The sequence below is a fragment of the Psychrobacter sp. AOP7-B1-25 genome, from assembly GCF_052376195.1.
In the GTDB taxonomy this organism is placed as follows: domain Bacteria; phylum Pseudomonadota; class Gammaproteobacteria; order Pseudomonadales; family Moraxellaceae; genus Psychrobacter.
Window position 1 is genome coordinate 83,308 of sequence record NZ_JBQSVK010000003.1, and the last position, 23,257, is coordinate 106,564.

20 protein-coding genes are annotated in these 23,257 nt (G+C 41.0%); 9 read left to right on the forward strand and 11 right to left on the reverse strand.

The features are described 5' to 3' along the window. The first annotated feature begins 103 nt into the window (after positions 1–103). The 3 genes from ACT3QR_RS04395 to ACT3QR_RS04405 all read left to right on the forward strand — a co-directional run bounded on the left by ACT3QR_RS04395 (position 104) and on the right by ACT3QR_RS04405 (position 4,298). Positions 104–1,279: a cation diffusion facilitator family transporter gene (locus ACT3QR_RS04395; RefSeq protein WP_444520172.1), complete on the forward strand. Its 1,176-nt coding sequence runs from the start codon at positions 104–106 to the stop codon at positions 1,277–1,279. Between the two features lie 301 nt (positions 1,280–1,580). Then, on the forward strand, positions 1,581–2,285 hold the full coding sequence (locus tag ACT3QR_RS04400; RefSeq protein ID WP_444520173.1) for a hypothetical protein: 705 nt from the start codon (positions 1,581–1,583) through the stop codon (positions 2,283–2,285). A gap of 120 nt (positions 2,286–2,405) precedes the next feature. Continuing rightward, positions 2,406–4,298: a monovalent cation:proton antiporter-2 (CPA2) family protein gene (locus ACT3QR_RS04405; protein ID WP_444520174.1), complete on the forward strand. Its 1,893-nt coding sequence runs from the start codon at positions 2,406–2,408 to the stop codon at positions 4,296–4,298. Positions 4,299–4,343: 45 nt separating this feature from the next. Here the strand turns inward: ACT3QR_RS04405 and ACT3QR_RS04410 are convergent, their stop codons facing one another. Beyond that, positions 4,344–5,273, reverse strand: coding sequence for a DUF2628 domain-containing protein (locus ACT3QR_RS04410; RefSeq protein ID WP_444520175.1), 930 nt, complete (start codon positions 5,271–5,273; stop codon positions 4,344–4,346). Positions 5,274–5,470: 197 nt separating this feature from the next. On the opposite strand from ACT3QR_RS04410, the gene trmB reads away from it, so the two are divergent. From trmB to ACT3QR_RS04425, 3 genes are all read left to right on the forward strand, one after another. After that, positions 5,471–6,310 carry a tRNA (guanosine(46)-N7)-methyltransferase TrmB gene (gene trmB, locus ACT3QR_RS04415; RefSeq protein WP_444520176.1) on the forward strand — a complete coding sequence of 280 codons (840 nt, stop codon included), beginning with the start codon at positions 5,471–5,473 and terminating at the stop codon, positions 6,308–6,310. Between the two features lie 1,058 nt (positions 6,311–7,368). Beyond that, complete coding sequence (gene recA / locus ACT3QR_RS04420; protein WP_444520177.1) at positions 7,369–8,421, forward strand: recombinase RecA; 1,053 nt, start codon at positions 7,369–7,371, stop codon at positions 8,419–8,421. A 40-nt stretch (positions 8,422–8,461) separates the two neighbouring features. Further along, entirely contained in the window at positions 8,462–9,538 is a 1,077-nt protein-coding gene (locus tag ACT3QR_RS04425) for a regulatory protein RecX (protein ID WP_444520178.1), read from the forward strand. Between the two features lie 52 nt (positions 9,539–9,590). Here the strand turns inward: ACT3QR_RS04425 and ACT3QR_RS04430 are convergent, their stop codons facing one another. The 7 genes from ACT3QR_RS04430 to ACT3QR_RS04460 form a co-directional block, all read right to left on the reverse strand. Then, on the reverse strand, positions 9,591–11,048 hold the full coding sequence (locus ACT3QR_RS04430) for an anion permease (RefSeq protein WP_444520179.1): 1,458 nt from the start codon (positions 11,046–11,048) through the stop codon (positions 9,591–9,593). Positions 11,049–11,366: 318 nt separating this feature from the next. After that, complete coding sequence (locus ACT3QR_RS04435) at positions 11,367–12,077, reverse strand: YidB family protein (RefSeq protein ID WP_444520180.1); 711 nt, start codon at positions 12,075–12,077, stop codon at positions 11,367–11,369. Between the two features lie 229 nt (positions 12,078–12,306). Next, positions 12,307–12,762, reverse strand: coding sequence for a hypothetical protein (locus ACT3QR_RS04440; protein WP_444520181.1), 456 nt, complete (start codon positions 12,760–12,762; stop codon positions 12,307–12,309). A gap of 50 nt (positions 12,763–12,812) precedes the next feature. Beyond that, positions 12,813–13,094, reverse strand: a complete 282-nt coding sequence (locus tag ACT3QR_RS04445; RefSeq protein WP_444520182.1) for an FAD assembly factor SdhE — start codon at positions 13,092–13,094, stop codon at positions 12,813–12,815. A gap of 126 nt (positions 13,095–13,220) precedes the next feature. Next, positions 13,221–14,114, reverse strand: coding sequence for a dihydropteroate synthase (folP, locus tag ACT3QR_RS04450; RefSeq protein ID WP_444520183.1), 894 nt, complete (start codon positions 14,112–14,114; stop codon positions 13,221–13,223). A 164-nt stretch (positions 14,115–14,278) separates the two neighbouring features. Further along, on the reverse strand, positions 14,279–16,174 hold the full coding sequence (gene ftsH / locus ACT3QR_RS04455; protein WP_444520184.1) for an ATP-dependent zinc metalloprotease FtsH: 1,896 nt from the start codon (positions 16,172–16,174) through the stop codon (positions 14,279–14,281). Between the two features lie 401 nt (positions 16,175–16,575). Then, on the reverse strand, positions 16,576–17,208 hold the full coding sequence (locus ACT3QR_RS04460; protein WP_444520185.1) for an RlmE family RNA methyltransferase: 633 nt from the start codon (positions 17,206–17,208) through the stop codon (positions 16,576–16,578). 335 nt (positions 17,209–17,543) lie between these two features. Here ACT3QR_RS04460 and ACT3QR_RS04465 point away from each other — a divergent pair, with 335 nt between their 5' ends. Then, complete coding sequence (locus tag ACT3QR_RS04465; protein ID WP_444520186.1) at positions 17,544–17,855, forward strand: YhbY family RNA-binding protein; 312 nt, start codon at positions 17,544–17,546, stop codon at positions 17,853–17,855. A gap of 218 nt (positions 17,856–18,073) precedes the next feature. Beyond that, positions 18,074–18,847, forward strand: a complete 774-nt coding sequence (locus ACT3QR_RS04470; RefSeq protein ID WP_444520187.1) for a hypothetical protein — start codon at positions 18,074–18,076, stop codon at positions 18,845–18,847. A 118-nt stretch (positions 18,848–18,965) separates the two neighbouring features. On the opposite strand, the gene ACT3QR_RS04475 is transcribed toward ACT3QR_RS04470, so the two are convergent. Further along, entirely contained in the window at positions 18,966–19,694 is a 729-nt protein-coding gene (locus ACT3QR_RS04475) for a CHAP domain-containing protein (RefSeq protein ID WP_444520188.1), read from the reverse strand. 249 nt (positions 19,695–19,943) lie between these two features. On the opposite strand from ACT3QR_RS04475, the gene ACT3QR_RS04480 reads away from it, so the two are divergent. After that, positions 19,944–20,459 carry a hypothetical protein gene (locus ACT3QR_RS04480; RefSeq protein ID WP_444520189.1) on the forward strand — a complete coding sequence of 172 codons (516 nt, stop codon included), beginning with the start codon at positions 19,944–19,946 and terminating at the stop codon, positions 20,457–20,459. A 299-nt stretch (positions 20,460–20,758) separates the two neighbouring features. Here ACT3QR_RS04480 and lpxC read toward each other — a convergent pair whose 3' ends face one another. Together lpxC and ftsZ are read right to left on the reverse strand one after the other, a co-directional pair. After that, on the reverse strand, positions 20,759–21,676 hold the full coding sequence (gene lpxC, locus ACT3QR_RS04485; protein WP_444520190.1) for a UDP-3-O-acyl-N-acetylglucosamine deacetylase: 918 nt from the start codon (positions 21,674–21,676) through the stop codon (positions 20,759–20,761). Positions 21,677–21,999: 323 nt separating this feature from the next. Then, a complete protein-coding gene (gene ftsZ / locus ACT3QR_RS04490; RefSeq protein ID WP_444520191.1) occupies positions 22,000–23,205 on the reverse strand; it encodes a cell division protein FtsZ in 1,206 nt (401 codons plus the stop codon). Between the last annotated feature and the right edge of the window lie 52 nt (positions 23,206–23,257).

Consider the following 23,257-nt stretch of genomic DNA (forward strand, 5'->3'; position numbering starts at 1 on the left):
AAACGGCATGCAGCAAAGGCTCTACGCCTACTCTACTCATAACAAACATCACTTATCAGTAAACATCATCTATCGAACGTAGTTATCAGCGAATTTGAGTATTATGATGAATCCAAACTCTGACAAGCACAATCATAGCCAGCAGCCTGATAGTACTGATGTGTCTAACTACGTTCGCGAAGATGAAGAGAATAACTACACTCAGGAAAACAAAGGCCATCATGATCATGATGAGCATCTAGAACAGACAACAGTAGCGCGAGATACCAAAGGCTATCAGCGTACCTTACTATTCAGTTTTGTTATTATTACTGGTTACATGTTTATTGAAGCCATTGGTGGCTGGCTCACCGGTAGTTTGGCCTTGCTATCTGATGCAGGGCATATGCTAAGCGATGCGATAGCGCTTGGTGCCACTTTGGTCGCATTCAAAATTGGCGAAAAAGCCGCTAATCACCAGAAAACTTTCGGCTATAAGCGCTTTGAGATATTAGTTGCTACGGTAAATGGTGCGACACTTATCATAATCGCTTTGATGATTTTTTATGAAGCGATTAAACGCTTTAACTCACCGCCAGAAATTGCGACCCAAGGCATGCTTATCGTGGCGACTATCGGTATGTTGATTAATATTCTGGTCGCTTGGCTAATGCACCGAGGCAGCCAAGGTGGCGAGTCACATGGTCATAGTCATGGTACGGATGATGCCAAGGTCACAGAGCAGAAACCTAATAGCATAGAACCCGTTAACCTCAATATGCAAAGTGCCTATTTGCACGTATTGGGCGATTTATTAGGTTCAGTAGCTGCGATTATAGCTGCGCTGCTTGTGATGAGTTTTGGTTGGGTATGGGCAGACGCAGTGGCATCAGTAATCGTCGCCGTGCTTATTTTAACCAGTGGCTACCGCGTCGTACGTGATTCTGTGCATATATTGATGGAAGGGACGCCTGCCAATATATCGCTAGTCGATGTGGAGCGACAGTTACTCGAAGACTCTCAAGTACAAAAAGTACATGATCTACATGTTTGGAGTATTACTAGCGGACTTAATGCACTCTCCTGTCATGCGGTTGTTGATGGCGAAATGAGTATCCATGAATCAAATATTTTGATTGCTAGTCTAGAACAAAGACTACTAGAGCTTGGTATTCACCATGCTACTATTCAGGTCGAAAGCTCGTCTCATCCGCAGAATATCTCACATAGCGATGCATTGGTCTGTGATATCTCAGGACAGTTGCCTGATGGAAATAGTCATATTGGTCACAACCATTAATGATATATTCTCAGCTATATGACTGAATAGAGAGGTCAGTAGCTCGAACCAAATCCTAGTGAATACAAGTATAGATATTTGATACTGGCCTATACTGAAGATTACGTAGAACTAGAATCTAGATTAAATCAGTACAGTTGTGATTTTCGACAAACTTTTACTTTATTCAACTCAAAAAACTCAAGTCCAAATCAGCTTATATGGTTATAATAACTATTATAAAGTTTTGTTTAGCACCTCAGTTAATTTTTATAATCAAGCTTTTTAGTATTTTCACTCTATCTATTGATGATACAACACTATGTCTAGACGCTCAGCACCCTTTGTCGCCCCAGACTATATCGATGATCCTGCATCAAAGAATGGCAAAAAACACGCCAAAGTTTTGTTATCGACGCTGCAAGAAGACATTGCAAACTTTCGTAATGAACAGTTTCCACCCGATATTTTGCAACAAATTCGCGATATGCCTATTTATGAAGGTAACTTAGCCGAAGTCCAAGCATATCAGCAACGTTGGCAAAATCTACTTGAGCGCGCAAAGGATTTTTATCCAGCGGCCAACATGCCACCTGATTATCTGCCACTTCCTGCTAGCCTTGAGATACCGCAATTTATCTATCATGTTCAACGTTTACATTTAACTAAGACACGTGCGAAAGAATCCAAAAGCTTTGGGTCAGTAGGTGCTCTGAATGATAAATGTGGTCAATATACGGATGACGAAATCGAGCACATGACAGCAGTGTTAGATAACGATGACGAAGCACGACTAGTAGCGCATCGTGAATTTATCGATCTGCGTGCCTATGTCTTCTGTCGCGATAGCAAAGGCGAGATGTTAGAACCTGAGCGTGTACGTTTTTATCGTACTGGTCTTATTGTACAGGCCCTACCTGACTTTAAGATTGTAGATAGTCGTCAGACACCGCGTAAACGCCGCAATGATGCTTATAATAATCCGCTTGCGGACAATGGTGTGTGGAAGGTTTATCGCAAAAAATAATAGATATGAGCGCGATACTGTTTTAGCCATACTAATTTTAGTCACGGCCATTTTATATTCTGTATTTTAGTCACGGCCATTTTATATTCTGTATTTTATTCAAATTTTTAAGGAGCCCAGATGTTTGCTGCCGCCGCCGGCTCACCAAATCTCATGTTGCAAGCCACTATCTTTTTGGGAGCAGCATTGCTCTTCGTACCCCTTGGTAAACGTTTTGGTATTGCAACGGTTTTAGGCTACCTCATCACTGGACTTATATTGGGCCCGAGTGGCTTGGATGTGGCAGGCGACGCTGAGAGTCTATTGCACTTTTCAGAGTTTGGTGTGGTCATGCTGCTGTTTATTATCGGGCTTGAGCTTCAGCCTTCGCGGCTCTGGGCATTACGCCGCTCTATATTTGTATTGGGCGGTTTGCAGGTCGGTTTGACTGGCACGCTACTGATGTGGCTTTTACATCAGTTTTTTTCCTTACAACTAGATACCGCCTTTATTGTTGGCTTTGGTTTAGCCCTATCCTCTACCGCGTTTGTACTACAGATACTGACTGAAAAACAGCAGCTTTCAAGCACACACGGTCGAGAAGCTTTTACCATTTTATTATTCCAAGATATTGCGGTCATTCCATTGTTGGCAGTCATTCCGTTTTTATCAGGGGTGCGTGAACAAAGCTACGATTTGATCTATTTTGGCAAGGTGTTTGCTGTTTTTGCAGGTCTAATTTTTGCCAGCCGTTATGTGGTTCGACCCTTCTTTAAATTTGTCGCCTCAAGTGGTGCATCAGAACTACTGACCGCGGTTGCTCTATTTATTGTGATGGGCGTATCTATTTTAATGGGCCAAATCGGTCTATCAATGGCATTAGGTGCATTTTTGACAGGTGTGTTGCTAGCAGATTCTGAGTATCGTCATGAGTTAGAGGCCAGTATCGAACCTTTCAAAGGGTTGCTACTAGGTCTGTTCTTTATGTCGGTCGGTATGCTCACTGATGTCAAACTCATTTTAGCAGAACCCATCTTTATTATTGGCTGCGCGCTCGCTCTCATGTTTATCAAGTTTGCTGTTATTGCCATGATTGCAAAGGTGTTAGGCAACCGTTTACCAACCAGTATTAGGTTAGGCGTTACATTGGCTCAAGGCGGTGAGTTTGCCTTTGTCCTATTCAGTGTCGCTACTGCTCAAAACGTCTTGCGTCCTGAGCTTGCCAATACCCTTAACCTTGTCGTTACCATCTCGATGGCGCTAACACCGCTGGCATTTTTATTATTAGAAAAAGTGGGTGAACCATTATTTGCCAAGAACAAACCGAGCCGCGAATACGATACTATTCCTGATCATGAGCATCAAGTGATTATCGCGGGTTTTGGTCGAGTTGGACAGATTATTGGTCGCGTACTTCGCATGCATAATATCGAATTCACTGCCATTGAACGCTCTGCAAACCGAGTAGATTTCGTACGTAAATTTGGTAACCAAGTCTATTATGGTGATCCAAAAAACCCTGAGATTTTACGAGCGGCAGGCATTCAAAAAGCGCGGGTGTTTATTCTTGCCATTGATGATTTAGAACGATCTATCACTACTGCTCAATACTTACGCAAGAACTATCCTGAACTGATTGTATTAGCAAGAGCGCGCGATCGTCAGCACTATTATCGCTTGCGTGAGGTTGGGGTTCGCCATATTTGGCGTGAGACTTATTTGTCATCTTTGGACATGTCACGCGAATCACTACAGCTATTGGGTATTTCACCAGAAAAAGCGAGAGAAACAGTAAAAACATTCCGTGATTATGATGATGATTTGATCGAACGCCAACAAGCTATTTATGATGATGAGGCTAGTATGATTGAATCCGCACAATCAGCAATGGCTGAGCTTGAAAGCTTGTTTGACGAAGATATTGGCAAAGCACGTAAGATGGATTTAACCGACTTTTATGAGGCGTTAAAGAGTCAAGCAACACCAGTTGATGAGAATAATGATCCTGCAACGGAAACGGACTCTAAGCCTTAACTCACAGCACTAGCAATATTCAAAAACACTCGTTAAGTACAGCCCCTAATCTGTTATGCAGTTTTTAGGGGCTTGTTTTTTATTCAGTGAGCTAATGCAACCCCAGTTATCACTGTCTGGTATATGATAAAAGACCAACGTCTGCTCGTTTAAATAGCGTATTGGAAACGTCACATTTTGAATCGTTGCCAATACCGCACAGTCGGTCTCTGGCACGCCTGCGGCCTGACTATCGACATGCATGCGTAGCTGCTGTTGTTCGGTACTCAAAGGTAAATTCACTGGGCACTGCCCTGTCTGTTGATAAATTAATGCCACTTGGTTTTGAGCATTTTTTGCAATATTATAAGAATCAAACAACACTTCGTTTGCTTTAGGCTTGGCAATGATTGGTAAGAATTGCACCTTAATAACCGATAACGAAAACGCAAAGAAACCAAACCCTAATGCTAATCCAAATAAGCTAACGCTGCCTTCTCTTTGCAGATGCGCCTTCTGTGCTGCCTCATCTCGTGGATGGTCATTTATCGCATCAGCGATTTCACGCCTCGCCATTCGATAGTAATACGCATCCGTCCAACGTGCGACCATAAACGACCAAAACAGCCAAATAACGGCGGCAATGCCGATACGTGTTGCCATCTGGTAAGCATCTGGTACATAGGACATTGCTACAAATTCGAAAGCAACCAGCACCAGCGCTACATTTAGCTGGATAAAAGACCATCCTGCGACACTATAGACAATTGCATCCATATAGCGTTTGCGATATAGCAGCCAAGGAAAAGTGATAAAAAATGCAGCCCAATGCCATTTTGGCGACAGATAACCTTGCTGATCAAACTGCTCAAAACGTTTAAGGTAATAACGCTGGGTACGATTACCGATAAACCACTTATCTAACTGCTTTCGTTTAGCAGGTGTGAGCGACTCTTGATAAAATGGTGGCGGTGAATCCGTCTCGATAAATAACATAGCAACACGCTCTACTAATTCTTAGGAAAAGCATTTAAAAAACACCATTATATGATAACGCCAAACCCTGTGTGTAAAATAGAGAAACCATAGCATTGACTAGCAAATGCGTGAAAATAGGATTGTTCGTTCACAGTTGTATGGATTTAACTTATAATAAGCAAACATTACCCACCTAATTAAGTCTTACAAATCCTATGAGTCAACATTCTGATATCAATGACAATATCAATAGTACCGATACTACTGATGAGCAAACCCTTAATAGCACAAGCGAGCCTATCGATACCGATAACAGCTCCAACCAAGAGGTAGAACCGAACTCTGACAAGCACATTCGCATCGTCAATACGTTTATGAAGCGTCGTACGCACATGAACAAAAACGCTGAGCTTGCACTAACTGCTCCAGAGTTTTCTGAGTATTTGGTCAATAATAGTTTTGGTGATGGCGATCTTACCGGTATTGATAACCTACGTACGTTATTCGCAGATAGCCCAAACGGCCCAAATGCGCCGCTTACGGTAGAGATTGGTTTTGGCTTGGGTGATTCGTTTATTGAAATGGCAGCCGCTGACCCTGCTCGTAACTTTGTCGGTGTAGAAGTGCATGAGCCTGGTATTGGTAAATGCGCTTATATGGCTGGCACCCAAGATTTGAAAAATGTAAAAATTGTCAACGGTGATGCCATTCAATTGCTCAAGCAGCTACCAGAAAACCATATCGATCGTATTCAACTATACTTCCCTGATCCATGGCAAAAAAAGCGCCACTATAAGCGTCGTTTTGTCAGTCCTGAACGTATGAGCATCGTTACGCGCAGCTTAAAACAAGGCGGCTGGTTCCATACAGCAACTGACTGGGAACATTATGCATTTTGGATGGTTGAAGTATTGGATGGTTTCGATGGATTGACTAACAAAGCTGGTACAAGTAAATTCACTGAACGTCCTGACTTTCGTCCAATGACTAAGTTTGAGCGTCGTGGTCTCGACCGTGGGCATGGTGTTTGGGATTTGATCTATGTCAAAGACTGATTAATACTGTCTTATTTTTAGTAGTTTCGACAAAGCGGCTATCTGATGTAGCCGCTTTTTTGTGGCCTTCTAAATGTTATAGAAAATATCTTTAAAAATACTAGACATCCTATGTACAACTATGTCTACTGACATCTCAGTTGCAACTCTTAAGTCATACTCCTGACTTTTAATGTCTATAGTATGATTATGCATAAAAAAAGATAAATTTTTAATTTGTGAAACATAGCGCTCACAAGGCTATTTATAAACAAAACAGCACCTTTAAAGTAACTAAAAACAAAATATAGCATCAGCTCCTAATGCTAACGATCTACGTAAACTTATGTATTATAAGGCTTTACAGAGTTCTCCCCATAAGCTGTGGATAACCCTGTGCATAAGTCACTACTTGACAAGTTTATAGCTAAGTAAATTAAAGGATAAGGTAAAATCGTTCATTTTTTGTACAATTTATAAATTAAACAAAATCAATAACTTACATTAAATTCATATGCATAAAAAATTATTTTAAATAATCTATAAAATAATTTAACCACTCATGATGTTTCACAATTAGCGAAAATAAGCATCTTATTTATTGTGGACAACTTCTAATTCTATTGACAAACCTAGTCGTTATCAGGTTCAAAAAATTAGCAACCTATAGTTCCACTTCTGTAGTTTTTCAAGTTTACACCATACGACAGGTAGTGTCGTTTAGCATTGCATTGCGCTAATTATAGTTCCTTGCTTTTGCTATAATTACCTTATCAAATCAGCAGTGTTAAGAAATAGAGTCGAGTAATTAACATATAAATTCTGATTTAAAAACAACGATAAAGACAGCGTATTGCGGACTTGTTTTTACTTCTCTCGCTATTTAATTTTACTGTATAGTAGAACGATACATTTGATACTACTACCTATACCAGCCACGTGACAACCTATTTTTCGATAAAACAGCCAAACAATAACTAGTGACTTTATAACAGCCAGTATTTGTTTGCCAAAAGTTTTAACAATACTAATATTTTACTCATAGCATCAATCTAACTACCGAAAACAAGGAATCCAATATGGACGACAACAAAGCCAAAGCCCTCAAAGCGGCACTAGGTCAAATCGAAAAGCAATTTGGTAAGAATACCATTATGCATCTAGGCGATGATGCAGCTACTATGGATGTAGATGCGGTTTCTACAGGCTCTCTTGGGTTAGACATTGCGCTTGGTATTGGTGGCCTGCCAAAAGGGCGTATCATTGAAATTTACGGCCCAGAGAGCTCGGGTAAAACGACAATGACACTGCAAGCCATTGCAGAATGCCAAAAGCAAGGCGGTACATGTGCCTTTATCGATGCTGAGCACGCACTTGATCCTGTATATGCCCGCAAGCTTGGTGTAAACACTGATGAATTGTTACTATCACAGCCTGACAATGGTGAGCAAGCGCTTGAAATTACCGATATGTTGGTGCGCTCAGGGGCAATCGACATGATCGTGATTGACTCAGTAGCAGCTTTGACACCGCGCGCCGAGATTGAAGGCGAAATGGGCGACTCGCACATGGGTCTACAAGCGCGTCTTATGAGCCAAGCCCTACGTAAAATCACTGGTAATGCTAAACGCTCTAACTGTATGGTAGTCTTTATTAACCAGATTCGTATGAAAATTGGTGTTATGTTCGGTAGCCCTGAAACCACGACTGGTGGTAATGCACTGAAGTTTTACGCCTCAGTACGTATGGATATCCGCCGTATCGGTGCAGTCAAAAATGGTGATGAGATCATCGGTAACCAGACTCGTGTCAAAGTTATTAAAAACAAAATGGCACCACCTTTCCGCCAAGCTGAGTTCGAAATTACTTACGGTGCAGGTACTAACCATTTAGCCGAAGTTATTGACTTAGGTGTGGAGATTGGCGCTGTTGGTAAAGCAGGCTCTTGGTACAGCTATGGCGATGAAAAAATTGGCCAAGGGAAAGCTAACTCTGTGCTTTTCTTAAAAGAAAATCCTGCCATTGCTAAGGAAATCGAAGATAAAATTCGTGACGAAAAACTTGGTACTAAAAAAGATAGCAAAGACTCAGAAACTGAAGAAGCAGAACAGGCTTCTGAAGCTGTACAATAATGGTTTAACAATTAACCGTTGTCAGTAACTATGATTCGTTATGAAAATTAAAACCTTAGCTGAAATTTTAGCTGAGTCGGGTGCCGACTCAGCTAGTTCTATTGATAGCAAACCAAAAAAACTGTCCAAAAATGCTCGTACGAATGAGTTTAAAAAACTAGGGAAATCTAGTACACGGACTATCCGTTCAAGTAAAGATGATTCAATCACGAATGACGCTACTATCGATACCGCGTTTTTTGAAGACCCCTCTCCTAAATCTAAAAAAAATTCTAAAACTAAAAAACGTAAAAAGCGTTTTCATGCAGCGGCTAATTTTACCGCTGAGCCTAGTGATGCCCCTACTTATCAGCCACCTGAAGCGCAAACCATCAAAGAGATGCTAGCAGAAGTCAAGCATGACGTTGATAACGGTTTGACAGCTGATACTAGTAATAACCCTAAGCCACTATCCAAAAACTCAGAAAATAAAGCTGATTTTTTTGCTATTGATGATAGTGAAACAGATAGCCAAAACGATAATATACCAGCCGCGCTCAAAGCCTACTTACGAACTCCTGAGCAGAAACAAGCAGAAGTCGATGCGATCAAAGCAGAAAGTCGGTTGCGTTGGCTCGCATTTTATTACTTATCACGCCGTGAATACGGCAAGGCTGAACTAAAGCAAAAGCTGATCGATAAAGAACAAGATCCAGAGAAAATTGATACTCTACTCGATGAGTTTGAAGAAAAAGGCTATCAAAGTGATTACCGCACTACTCTAATGCTAATACGTGAGAATATCCGTAAAGGCCGTGGACGTGGCCGTATCAAACAAGAATTTTATCGTAAGAAGATTGTTATGCCTGGCAACATTGATGAGCTAATCGATATGGCAAACGCAGAATCTGATGAATTCAGTGAGTTTGTAGATGATGATGCAGACAACCTAGTCGATGGTGTAGATTGGCTAAAACTGGCGGTGATAGCACGTACCAAAAAATATGGTGATGAGATACCAGTTGAGCAAAAGGAAAAAGCTAAGCAGCTACGGTTTTTACAGTATAGAGGGTTTAATACCGACATCTGCTTTGCCGCACTCAATTATACGCTAGAGTCTTTAGATGAGCGTTTTTAGCTAACACTCATCTAAAGGCTAACTGGGTAAAATAATAGACTTAAATACTCTATTAATAATAGCCAAGCACTTTCCACCAAATTAAACCAGCACCTATCCAAATCACCAAATTAACCACGCTCATAATCGCACCAATACCCCACCACTCTTTCAACGTCACATAACCAGAGTTGAAAATTACAGGTGCTGTGCCAGTCGCATAATGGGTTAACGTCATCATGATATTACCTGCTGCAGCCAAGATTAATGCATACAGCATTGGCGGTGCCCCTAGTGTCAAACCAACCGCATAGAATGCTGCAAATAGTGCGGTAATGTGGGCGGTAGTACTAGCAAAAAAGTAATGTATGTATAAGTAAACTAAGGTCAACATCGTCGCTGCACCTATCCAGCCTACCCCAGTTGTTCCAATGAGAGACTCAATGTTACCTGCAAACCAGCTAATCAAGCCAAGCTTATTTAGATAAGCGGCCATCATAATCAGTGCACCAAACCAAACAATAGTATCCCATGCAGATTTCTCTTTAAGAATGTCATCCCAAGTCAGTACGCCAGTCAATATCAATGTCGTCAAGCCAATGAAGGCAGTTGTCGTGGCATCAACACTGTATTGCTCACCCAAAATCAGTGCAGGAATATTGGCCCATAATACCAACATAAGACCAAATACACCGAGCATTATCTTCTCATGGGTGCTGACTTGCCCCATCTCTGTCAGATTATCTTTTGCGAAATTTTTGGCATCAGGTGTTGCTTTGACATCAGGGGGATAAATCAAGTAGATAACTAATGGCATGACGATCAGACAAAGCATCCCAGGTATGAACATCGCTACTGCCCACGTTGTCCATGATAGCTGAATATCGCCACCCGTTGCTTTATTCACTAGCTCTACGACTAAAGGATTGGGGGCAGTCGCCGTGATAAACATCCCGGAAGTAATAGGATTCGCGTGGTAATTTACCATTGCTAAATAGCGACCAATTTTATTTTGAGTGCCTTCTTCAGGTGTCGAATGAAAGCTTTGCGCAATGGACTTCATAATGGGGTGAATAATACCACCACCACGTGCCGTATTAGACGGTGTGATGGGTGCGACCATCAGTTCAGCTGCTGCCAAGGAGTAAGCCACGCCAATGGTTTTTTTACCAAAAATAGAAATAAAATAGTAAGCAATACGTCGACCCAAGCCTGTTTTTATCAGCCCACGTGATATCATAACCGCGATACCAATTAGCCAAATCAGAGGACTTGAATAACTTGATAACGCATCGCTAATGGCTTGCTTTGGATTATCATTCGTGACACCGGTCAGTGCCACTAAAGTGACAGCAATAATAGCAATGGCACCAATAGGCAATACTTTACCTATGATGGCAACAATAGTCGCAATAAATAATGCCAACATATGCCACGCTTCTGGTGTGACACCCGTCGGCACTGGGATGACAAACCAAATGACCAAACCAACTAAAATAGCAACAGCTGCTTGAATAGGCTTAAATGGCATAAGTAATAATCCTTATAAGATCCTTAGGCGATTAGAGGAATGTACCTTTCGTTCAATACTGTTGAGACGCTAAAACTACAACCACAAATTAAATGCTAGTTCTATCCATTTTATAGGACTTATAGAACCCTTATATCACTGTTTACTTTTTTTAACATATACATTTAGATTAGCAGACAAATAGATAACAAGAAATTTGTTAAATATAATAACCATGTATAAGCTGCAAAAAAAATAGCCCATCTATTGACGGGCTATCCTTTGTTGTATTTTCATCGAAACATCTAATTCTGTAAATAGTAGCTTTTTTATAAAAAGCTACTTAAAACTACCCAGACGGTTAGATAACTGACTAATGATTTGATCAATTTCTTCATTAGCTTCAGCTTCATTATCAAGATTACCATTAGGAGTTAATTGGTTCATTACCTCAGGTAATAGCTCAGCGAGCCCTTGTTTTACCTCGGTTTCGTTAGCGCCAGTATGAGCGGCTACTTGCTGGATTTCACTTTCGTCAAACAATCGGTTAATCTCATTCGGATCTAGATTATCATTTGTTTCGTTGTTGCTCATCCAAGAACGTGCCTGACCTTCATAGCCCATACCAGTGATTTTTGATAATGCTCCACTTAGACCGCCATTACGCTTAATCCAACTGAGTACCATGGGCATTAACGCAGCAACGAGCATACCTTTACCACCAAACCCACTACTGGTTTGTTGACCCCCTAATACACTTCCTAAAATATCACCCAGACCACCACTACCTGCATTCACACCACTGCGCTGACTACCGCCCGCGAGACCACCAATAATGTCATCTAAACCAAAACCGTTATCTGACTGACGATTATGCTGCTGAGTGCTATAACCACCTGCCTGACCACCGCCCAGTACACTGCCTAAAATATCACCAAGGCTCCCTGTTTGGCGTGTCTCCGTACGCTGATTGACTGGATTGCGCTGAGCATCGTCTGGATTCATTGCACTACGCGCTACTTGGCTCACTAAACTCCCTAATAAGCTCATTATCTATTCCTCTTGTTATTATGTGGTTTACTACAAAAATAATGCTTTAATCTACAAAAATGTCGCATCTACCTACATGACTCTTAATAACATAATGGCAAATCTATGCGTTTTTTTTCACTTTTTAATATAACAAACCTATTTATTTTTTGAGATAGCTGTTTTGTTATGACATGTTGAGCTTTTTCATCTTGCACGAAAAATTTAAAACCAATAGACGACTAATTATCTAGGATGAACTCTTACTGATATTGGCTAGGATATTTAACTGTCGCCATTGCTCATGATTTACTTGATCGCGAAATATAGTTGTGGAAAACGTTTTTTGGTAGGGCTCAATGATATTGAACTCAATACTCGTCGCCCACTGATAGCAATGTATAGCGACTAATTCTGCTTGCCATAATTCATCACCTCGACCCGTTCGTATCAACAATTGCCATTGTTTATCGACACGCTGGCTAAGCCGTGGCTGACTGATATGCAATAGTATCGGTCTCGATATAATGAGGTAGCTTGCGACTGCTGCTGAGACTATTAAGACCAGCAAATATTGCCATAAAGCCAAAGAAGCCAGCCATGCCAATATCATCATGATGCCGATCAAACCTATATATAGTAGCCCGCGTACATAACTGGCAGGCTTAATAGCTGTATCAATGTGTAAGGAGGTTACAGATGTCATGTCAGCATACTATAGGAGATATTAATAACTACTGTGCCTTTTCTTAAAACCTAAACCAGGTCTTTGGTATGGCGCCATGTTTTTATCTTATTGACCAATGCCCAGATGTCATCGTCTTCTGGACGATTTTGATTAGTAAAATAGTCCAACAAGTCAGGGTCTTCATGAGTGAGCATTTGAGCAAATGTTTCTTGCTCAGTAGGATCGGCTGTCAAATACAGCTCTTTAACATAAGGGTCGATATAAAAGTCTAGTTCCTTTAAACCACGGCGAGCTTGATAAATAATACGGCGCTGCTCATTGGTTGGTTCTGGCTGAGTTGTACTAGTCATAGGTTTACTCTTATTAACTTAAATAGTTTTATTAGTTAAGATAGCTTAGAAATAAATATCAGGCATAGTGTATAGAATATTGATAGTCTTAAAATCTTACTATTCGTTTGAACATGTAGAATAAGCTTAACAACGGTATGCTGACAGTTGACTCCATAATGCCACTGCCTGCTGCATCATCGCCACATTATGCGTACGAATAATACTTGCTCCTTGCTGTAAGGCAAATAGTCCAGCAGCAGTCCCTGCCGGATCACGTTCTACCGCTTGTGTTGTATTCACAGCTTGAACCTCACTTTTGGTCAACACTTCTGCTAAAAACCGCTTACGTGAAATACCAAACATCATCGGTAGGTCAAGCGTCTGTAGGCGGCTCAATTGGCTTAATAATGCGCAGTGATGCTCATAGTCTTTAGCAAAACCAAAACCTGGGTCGATAATCAGCTTTTCGCGCTTAACACCGATACTAGTGACCTCGTCAATACGAGATAATAGCTCGGTACTGACATCATCTACCACATCCTCATATTGCGCCAAACGATTCATCGTCGTTGGTTCACCGCGTATATGCATTAGCATAATAGGAACATCGAGCTCTGCAGCTAACTCTGCTGCACCTTCACGTTTAAGAGCACGCACGTCATTCCATATGTCGGCACCTTCATCAAAAGCTGCTTGCATCACTTCAGGGCTACTAGTATCAATAGACAACCAAATACTGTCATTACAATGCTGACGAATGGCTCGGACCACTGGCACAACGCGATTTATTTCTTCAGAAGTACCGACGACATTTGCATTTGGACGGGTAGATTCACCACCGATATCGATAATAGTAGCACCTTCATTTATCATCTTCTGACAGTGAACAACAGCGGTCTCTACTCCGTTAAACTGCCCCCCATCTGAAAACGAATCCGGTGTGACATTAAGAATACCCATAATATGTGGCTGCGATAAATCCAAAATCTTATCACGGCTCGTTACTTGATAATTAGGCAAAGGTTGGAATAGTGACATGAATAATCCATCAGCAGTAAAAAGTATAATACGGTTTTAGTTATTGTTCTTCATACTTATAATACCAGTAAATCTTATAGGGTTCTAAACCATTCATACAGTGTTAATAAGAAAAAAGCCCTTTATCATAAAGGGCTTTTTATTAAACATGAATACACTAGCATTTACATTGCCGGTAGTGGTGGCGGTGTTGGACCTGTCGTTTTAATATCATTCTTTGACAAGTTCACTTCGTTGTGGCTATAGACCTTAGGCGGACGTGGGTCTTCACCTGCTAAGATATCTTGCAGTTGATCACGGTCAATGGTTTCCCATTTCATTAATGCATCAACCATAGCGTGCATTTTGTCTTGATTGCCTTCAATCAACTCACGAGCGATATCGTACTGCTCTTCTAGCATGCGGCGTACTTCCTCATCAACTTTTTGCTGCGTGGCTTCAGAGATCGTACGACCTCCACCGCCGAAGTATCCTTGTGAGCTATCATCATCTTCATATACCATGATGCCAAGTGCATCAGACATGCCGTACTTCGTGACCATTGCACGTGCCATTTTGGTAGCGCGCTCAAAATCGTTTGAAGCACCCGTTGACATTTGATTGATAAAGACTTCTTCAGCAATACGACCACCGAATAGAATGGCTAGATCGCTCAACATTTTTGATTTATACATACTGGTTTGATCATGCTCTGGCAGCTGCCACGTAACACCTAGGGCAAAACCACGAGGCATAATGGTAACTTTATGCACCGGATCAGTACCTGGTAGCAACTCCGCTACTAAAGCATGACCTGCTTCATGATAGGCAGTCGCACGGCGTTCTTCTTCGCGTATTACCATAGACTTACGCTCAGGACCCATGTATAGCTTGTCTTTTGCGTCTTCAAAATCATTCATATCGACACTGGTCTTGTTACGACGTGCTGCAAATAATGCTGCTTCGTTTACAAGGTTGGCAAGCTGTGCACCACTAAATCCAGGTGTACCACGAGCAAGAGAACTTGCATCCACACTAATCGTATTTGGCAATTTCTTCAAATGGACTTTTAGAATTTGCTCACGGCCTTTAATATCTGGCAAACCGACTTGTACTTGACGATCAAAACGACCTGGACGTAATAGTGCTTTATCGAGTACGTCAGCACGGTTGGTTGCAGCAATGACAATGACGCCCTCATTACCTTCAAAACCATCCATCTCAACCAACAACTGGTTCAGTGTTTGTTCGCGCTCATCATTACCGCCGCCCATACCGGAGCCACGATGACGACCGACTGCATCAATCTCATCAATAAAGATAATACAAGGAGCGCTTTTCTTTGCTTGCTCGAACATATCGCGGACACGTGATGCACCAACACCGACAAACATCTCAACAAAATCAGAACCTGAAATTGAGAAAAACGGTACTTTAGCTTCACCAGCGATAGCTCTTGCAAGTAGTGTTTTACCAGTACCTGGAGGACCTACCATCAAAATACCACGAGGAATCGTTGCTCCAAGTTTGGTAAATTTATCTGGATCACGTAGAAAATCAACCACTTCAACCACTTCTTCTTTGGCTTCTTCACAACCTGCCACGTCTTCAAAGTTAACATTGATTTGATCTTCGGTAAGCATTTTTGCTTTTGATTTACCAAAGCTCATCGGGCCACCGCCTTTACCACCAGCACCGCCCTGCATATTACGCATAAAGAATAAGAACAGACCAATAATCAGTAAAATTGGGAAGCTGGCTATCAGTAATTGCATCAATACGCTTTGGCGCTTTGGTGCAGTTCCTTGAACTTCGACTTGGTTCTCACGTAGCATTGGCATGAGCTGGTCATCTGACACAGCTGGTCTAATGGTCTCAAAAGATGAACCATTTATCTTTTCGCCGGTGATCTGCTCGCCGTCGATCTCGACACTGGCTACTTGGTTTTCTGACACTGCAGTCACAAACTCAGAGTAGTTAAGGTTATCCGGCTCAGAAGATTGATCAAAGCCGCTAAACACCAGCACCAAAACGCCGATTACCACCAGCCACAATAAGGTATTTTTTACCATGTCGCTCACTAGTTATTCCCATCCCTTACTTATTGGTGTGTTTATTAAACACGTGACGTCTATAAACGTATTGCTCATTTTTAACGAATATCCCGGTACTAAAAAACTGCTAAATTAAACTTATATGATTTATAGATAGCCTAAAAATTGTTTTTATAAATAATCAGTATGAGATAAACATAGATATACGATCATTGAGCTTGTAAAACGCTTATTATCAGACGACTTTGCCTAAAACATATGCTAAAAACAAAGGTAATATACCATGATATGTGGTGTTAACCCGTATAATTCAAGCAAGTTTCACGATTATTCATTTAACTTCTGTCACAGCGCTTATATCTCGATAAAAACACTTTATGGCGGTTTATCATCTCGCTTACAAGAGCAGCAACTTATTGATGTTAAAACTATTTAATCGCTATCCAAAACATCTCTTTTGACCGTGGTCGTGACGCACCTGGCTTTATACTACGAATTTTACTAAAATCCTGCTGCATCTGCTTGCGTAATTCTTGTGTACCCTGACCTTGAAACACTTTCATAATAAGTGCGCCACCTTCTGGTAAGGTTGCGAGTGCGAAGTCCACTGCCAGCTCGCACAGGTACATCATACGCGGCTGATCAATTGCACTATTTCCAGCGGTATTGGGTGCCATGTCAGACAGTACTACGTCGACTTGCCTATTCCCTACTTCTGCCATAATGGCGTCAAAAACTTCAGCTTCACGAAAATCACCCTGAATAAAGGTAACATCAGGCAAGTTATCCATGGCCAAAATATCAGAGGCAATTAAAATACCATCATCACCTACCAATCGACCAGCGACTTGTGACCAACTACCAGGCGCACTACCTAGATCTACGACCGTCATGCCCTTTTTAATCAAATTGGTTTTTTCGTTAATCTCCAATAATTTATAAGCAGCACGAGCACGATAGCCATCTTTTTGAGCTTTTTGCACATAATGATCGTCAATATGCTCCTTCATCCAAGCACTGCTGCTCTTTGATAGTTTTTTGTTTTCGATACGCGTGGCCAAAATACCTGCTCCTATTGCTTTACTAGATCTAGCTGCTTTGATTACTCTATCACTTACATACTGATATTAATCAATATGCGAATTATTCTAAATACGGTGTCAAATAAGTTTTTGATTCATTAGTGGTCACAAACTGATCAAATTCTATTGGTTAAATAACTGTTTTATAAGGCAGTAGCGTTTATAATGTACCAAACATTCAGTTTAACATTTTCGTCACGTAAAATCGTGCAAAATCCTGCTGATCTCATGCAAGATGGTCACAGATTATCTATAATGATCAATAACTGTTTTTGACAGTACCATTTTTATTTTTACCAACACTTAGGAATTATATGCAACTCGATAACGCTACTATCAAACGTCTAAAAGGCATCGGTCACGAGCTAAAGCCTATCGTTATGATCGGCAACAAAGGCATTACCCCAACTATTACTGAAGAAATCGATCGTGCGCTGTCAGATCATGAGCTTATCAAAGTGAAGCTACCTGCTGGCACGAAAGAAGAGCGTGACATCGTTGGCGCTGAACTCGCCAAAGCGGCTAATGCATCTTTGGTTCACTCTATTGGTCGTATGGCATTGTTGCTACGCAAAAACCCAAATGCTAACCCAAAGCTGTCTAACCTAGCACGCCACGCGCAGTAATATTTCATGACCGACTAGACTTAAGTGTTTGAGTTTTATATTCACTTATCTCATAGCTAAATGATAATGAAATACAGAAGCCGCGACGCATCCTGCTCGCGGCTTTTATATTGTCTGATGCTCTCAGTTATACTTCTAGAATAATATAAGAGCACTTACTCAGTACAACTTCTCTTCTGACTCTTACTTTTTATTAATACCATCGAGACTTATTAATAATGAACCAATCTTTTAACCTCCATATAGCCACCGAGACGCTAGCGAAAAATGCTCAACAACTAAATGTGTCTATAGAAGAGCTAGAGAGTATCTCTATCGAAGTAAGTGCAAAGATTATCCAACAACCAGCTTTTCGGCTAGTACTGACCTATCGAGTGATTCTGCCTAGCCAAACTCTAGCCAATCAATTAAATTGGCCAATATGGCAGCAAGCCCAAGTAAATTTCACTGATTATCTATGGGAAGAAACCTGCCTTGAATTTTTTATTGCTGGCAGTAAGCTGAATGATAGCAAGGTTAATGACGAAGATATCGTAACAACTCACCAAACGATGCCTCACAACATACCATTCCGACATTCACCCTCTTATGTAGAAGTTAACGCTAGCCCTGATGGACGTTATGCTCTGTATCAATTTGAAAGCTATCGCAACCCTGCGGCACTACCGCCAGTACCATTGTACGAGACTGATGGAACCACACGCGCATCTATTCATTGGAGTAACCTTAAGGATTTGGCAGCCGTATCAGTAGAAGGCCTTTTATCTAGCACTCCAACGGTAGTACAGTCAGCCTTTCGTTATGAGCGCAGCTTTAGCCTGCCTATAACTCAACTACCGAATCAACAATACGCCTGTGCAAACATAATGCTCGAACAAATACATCCTTGTGTCATCTTATGGTTTGGCGAAACTGATTTATACTTCGCCACCAACCATGCCTCCCCGCCTGACTTTCACAATCGCGACTATTGGCCAAATTTTGAGCTTTAGTTCGGTTACATGAGCTGTACTCACTTAGACATCACATTTTAAGCACAAAAAAAACCCAGCAATGTCATAAAGAGCATTACTGAGCTTGGAGAAAACTTTAACTGTGTTTAATTGATACTTATTTATCAGCCATTGCAAGGTAGATACCACGGTCTGATGCATCATCAACATATTTCGAATCACGCCATGTTGTATAGCTGTACGTACCGCTATATGGGCTAATGCTATTTTGACGGAAATCAGATACCCAGTCGTTACCATCAAAAATCTGGATATGACCATGTGGACGGCCTGAAGTACGGTTATAGACTACAACGTCGCCAACTTGTGGTTCCATGTCGTTGCTAATCTTAGTGAAGCCAGCTTTGGCTAGCGTACCACGAGAAGCATACTGATAAGCGGACGGATTAGGCGTAAATTCGTAGCCAGCTGACTGCAATGCTTTACGTACATAGCGAGCACAGTAACCAGAGCTTCTAGATAGCGCTACACGAGACGCATTTGCTGCTGCAATAGCAGGAGCAGAGTTACGGTCAGGTACACGGCTAGCTTGCTGTTGGCGCTGCTCATAAGACAAACGACTAGTCAGTGAAGCTAGCTGATTTTCTTTTTGCTTAGCATGAGCACTCAAATTATCGATGGCCTGACTGATTTCATCATTACTAAATACATGTGCACCATTATTAGTGCTATAGATATTACGGCTGGAACCATAGTTCGCAGTAGTAGAAATATTTGTGATGGTATGACTCAAGGTATTATTTGGTTGAAAGGTTGTCTCGGCAGCACCACTCGTCTGTGCAATACCCATCCCCAATACTGACAAAATTAATAAAGCTTGTTTCATAAATTTACTACCTATTGTTAATACAAGTCTGCTCGTCATCCGTAACGAAGCATCAATTAATTTAGAGGATATAATCGTCAAATAGACGTGATAAAATCCCTATTACAACGGTTCATTTTTTTCAAATAGTGACTAGTGCCAGTAGCACCTTCCACCTAGTCAACTATCTTATAAGCCATTTGCTATATGTTGCTTTTGGCATGTCTGTTATGAGTATCGAGTTTGTCACCCATTAGATGAGTACTTACGATGTCAAAAAAACAACCTAATCGGCTTGCCCAGCTGATAGATCATCAAGCATTTGCTGGTAGTGCGCTACCTCAGACCCTTGCTAACAACATGCGGCTATATATAAAAGCAACCAACGAGATAAAAGAGCTATTGGTAGACTGTCTACCTGAAGAGATCCTCAATACCTGTTGGGTTGTCGGCTTAACATCTGAGCAATTGATATTAAGTGTTAGCTCAATGACAGCAGCAAATCATATTCGCTATTTACATAGCTCGTATTTGCAAATACTAACAGAACAGTCAATTACATTTAAACAACTCAAGCAAATTCGCGTCGTTGTGGCTAAAAGCTCTGCTGATAATTATCTATCTAAGCCATCGTCAGTAGCATCGCTACAATTGCCAAACTCTCGTAAAGCCAATGAAAATCAGGCGCTTAGCCAAAACACAAAACGGACTATATCACAGGCTGCAGAGCATGTCACCACTGACGAAAACCTCAAAAAAGCCCTTTTACGCCTAGTGAATAACTAAAAAACACCTACTGCTAAGTGTAAAGTTATGTAAATAAGAACAGATAATGGCATTGATATAAATGGTTTTTTGTAATGTATCAGCCAAAAAAAATCCTTCGTTAGTTATATCCATAATATAGATACAACTAACGAAGGATTTAAAAAATATCTACAGCTTTTGTACTATGTGCCTTAACGATAAAAACATAAAACAATATAGGTAATATATCCAGAATATAAAATATTATATAAATGTAATTATAGCCTAACTATGTAATATTGCGTAAATGTTTCGATAATTCGTGTATATTCCTGTATTTATCCTTCGATAGCTAAATTACTAAGCGATAAATACTCGATAGGACAGATTACATTGTCATCAAAAGTTACAATTTCAAAGTTATCTTCGTCAGATAGTATTTCACGTACTAATAAATTATTTAGAGCATGACCAGACTTATAGGCATTAAAACGACCTAAAATTGGGTAGCCAATCAGATGCAAGTCTCCTAAGGCATCTAAGATTTTGTGACGGACAAACTCATCATTAAAACGTAAGCCTTCTACATTGAGTATATTGTCATCATCAATAACAATAGCGTTTTCCATACTACCGCCCAATGCTAGGTTGTTTTGACGTAGCGCTTCTATATCACGTAAAAATCCAAAAGTACGAGCAGTGCTCAACTGCTCGATGAAGTTCTGTGTAGAGAACTTCAATTGTGCATGTTGAAAGTTTTTATCAAAAGCAGGATGATTGAAATCAATTTCGAAATTTAATTCATAGCCATCATAAGGACGCAGCTCCGCCCATTTATCTTCCAGTTTTACTCGTACTGGACGTATAATTTTAATGAATTTTTTAGCTGCTTCTTGCTCACAAAATCCTGCGTCAAGTAAAAGCGCAACAAAAGGCGCAGCACTACCATCCATGATCGGTATCTCTGAGGCAGAGACCCGAATCAATAGGTTGTCTACACCTAGACCGGCGATGGCACTAAGCAAATGCTCGACCGTTCCTACCCGCGTACCACCAAATACTAAGTTCGATGACATCATAGTATCTTGTACTAAAAACGCACTCGCTGGGATTGGTTGACTACCCTTTATGTCTGAGCGCTCGAAAACAATACCAGTGTCAATCGGCTGTGGATGGAACTCCAAGTCAACAGGCTGACCACTATGTAGACCAGTACCCGTAACGGCAATTGCTGTTTTTATGGTTCTTTGGTTCATGGTTGTCTTCTCACATATTTTGTTACAATTGACATAGTGTACCATTACCTACCCCTCATTCGCTATATATAAAAAGCGTTAATTTCCTTATCTCCTTGATTGATAACACTTATCGTCAATACTCTGTAGTTAATTCTTACTTTGCATGACCTTCCTAATGCCATAAATCAGTAAGCCTTATACCAAGTTCAACAGTCATAAATCCTCAAACTATATGGAAGGTAGTCACAATTTTTTTATCGAAAACGATCTAACTTTCTTTAAACACAAAAAAGCCAGCGTACAAACGCTGGCTTTTTCTCACTTACAATGAGCCAAAAATACTATTTATTTTGTTGACGTTTCAAATAGTCTTGGATACTGTTTGTTTTAGTCTTAGGTTGCTCCTGAGGTGCCCTTGCGCTAGGACGTACAACGCTATCTTGGTACTGCTGAGCTTGTGACTGCTTTTGACTGTTTAAAGCGCTGGTATGTACGTTAGGATCGACAGGTTGCGTGCTATTAACAGAAGGCACTGCCTGCTCTGCTACTTCTGGCTCTTGACCTGCGTTTTCGTCCAACGTTAGACCAGTTGCAATGACTGTCACATGTAAGTCATCGCCCATTTTTTCATCGATAACAGAACCGTAGAAAATGTGAGCGTCATCAATATCAGTAATTTCTTCTACTATTGCACTGATTTTGCTCATCTCATCTAGTGATAATGACTCTGAAGAGATCACATTAACCAGTAGACCTTTTGCGTTCTCTAAACGCAAATCGTCAAGCAATGGTGATCTAATGGCTTTTTCAGTTGCTTGGCGCGCACGATCATCACCGCTAGCACGACCAATACCCATCATCGCATGACCTTTAGCAGTCATTGCAGTACGGATATCGTTAAAGTCAATATTAATCATACCCTCGCTAGCGATGGTTTCAGCAATACCTTGAACGGCATGCAACAGTACATCATCCGCTTTTTTAAAGGCATCTTGCATAGAGATATTGCCGTATACACTCATCAACTTATCATTTGGAATCGTGATGATCGAATCGACAAAGTTAGTTAGCTGCTCGATACCTGCTTTAGCAGCTTTGATACGCTTACCACCTTCGAATTTAAATGGCGTCGTTACAACAGCAACTGTCAGTACTTCCATTTCTTTTGCAATACGAGCAACAACTGGTGCTGCACCAGTACCCGTACCGCCACCCATACCAGCAGTGATAAACACCATATCTGAGTGATCAAGCAATGCGCGAATCGCTTCTTCTTCGCTTTCTGCTGCTTCACGACCAACTTCTGGATTTGCCCCTGCCCCTAGACCGCGATTCGTTTTTGCACCCAGTTGCAGTTTATGCGGTGCAGTAAGACGATCTAGCGCTTGTTTATCGGTATTGGCACAAACGAACGTTACACCCCTGATGCCTTGTTGTACCATATGTTCAACTGCATTACCGCCGCCGCCACCAACACCGAATACAGTGAAGCTTGCTTGGCCATTATTTTGAAGCTGATTATCATCTGGCATGGTGTATTTTGACATAAAAAAGATTCTCCAGTTGCAGATAGCGTATAAGTCGAAGCATAGTAACGCA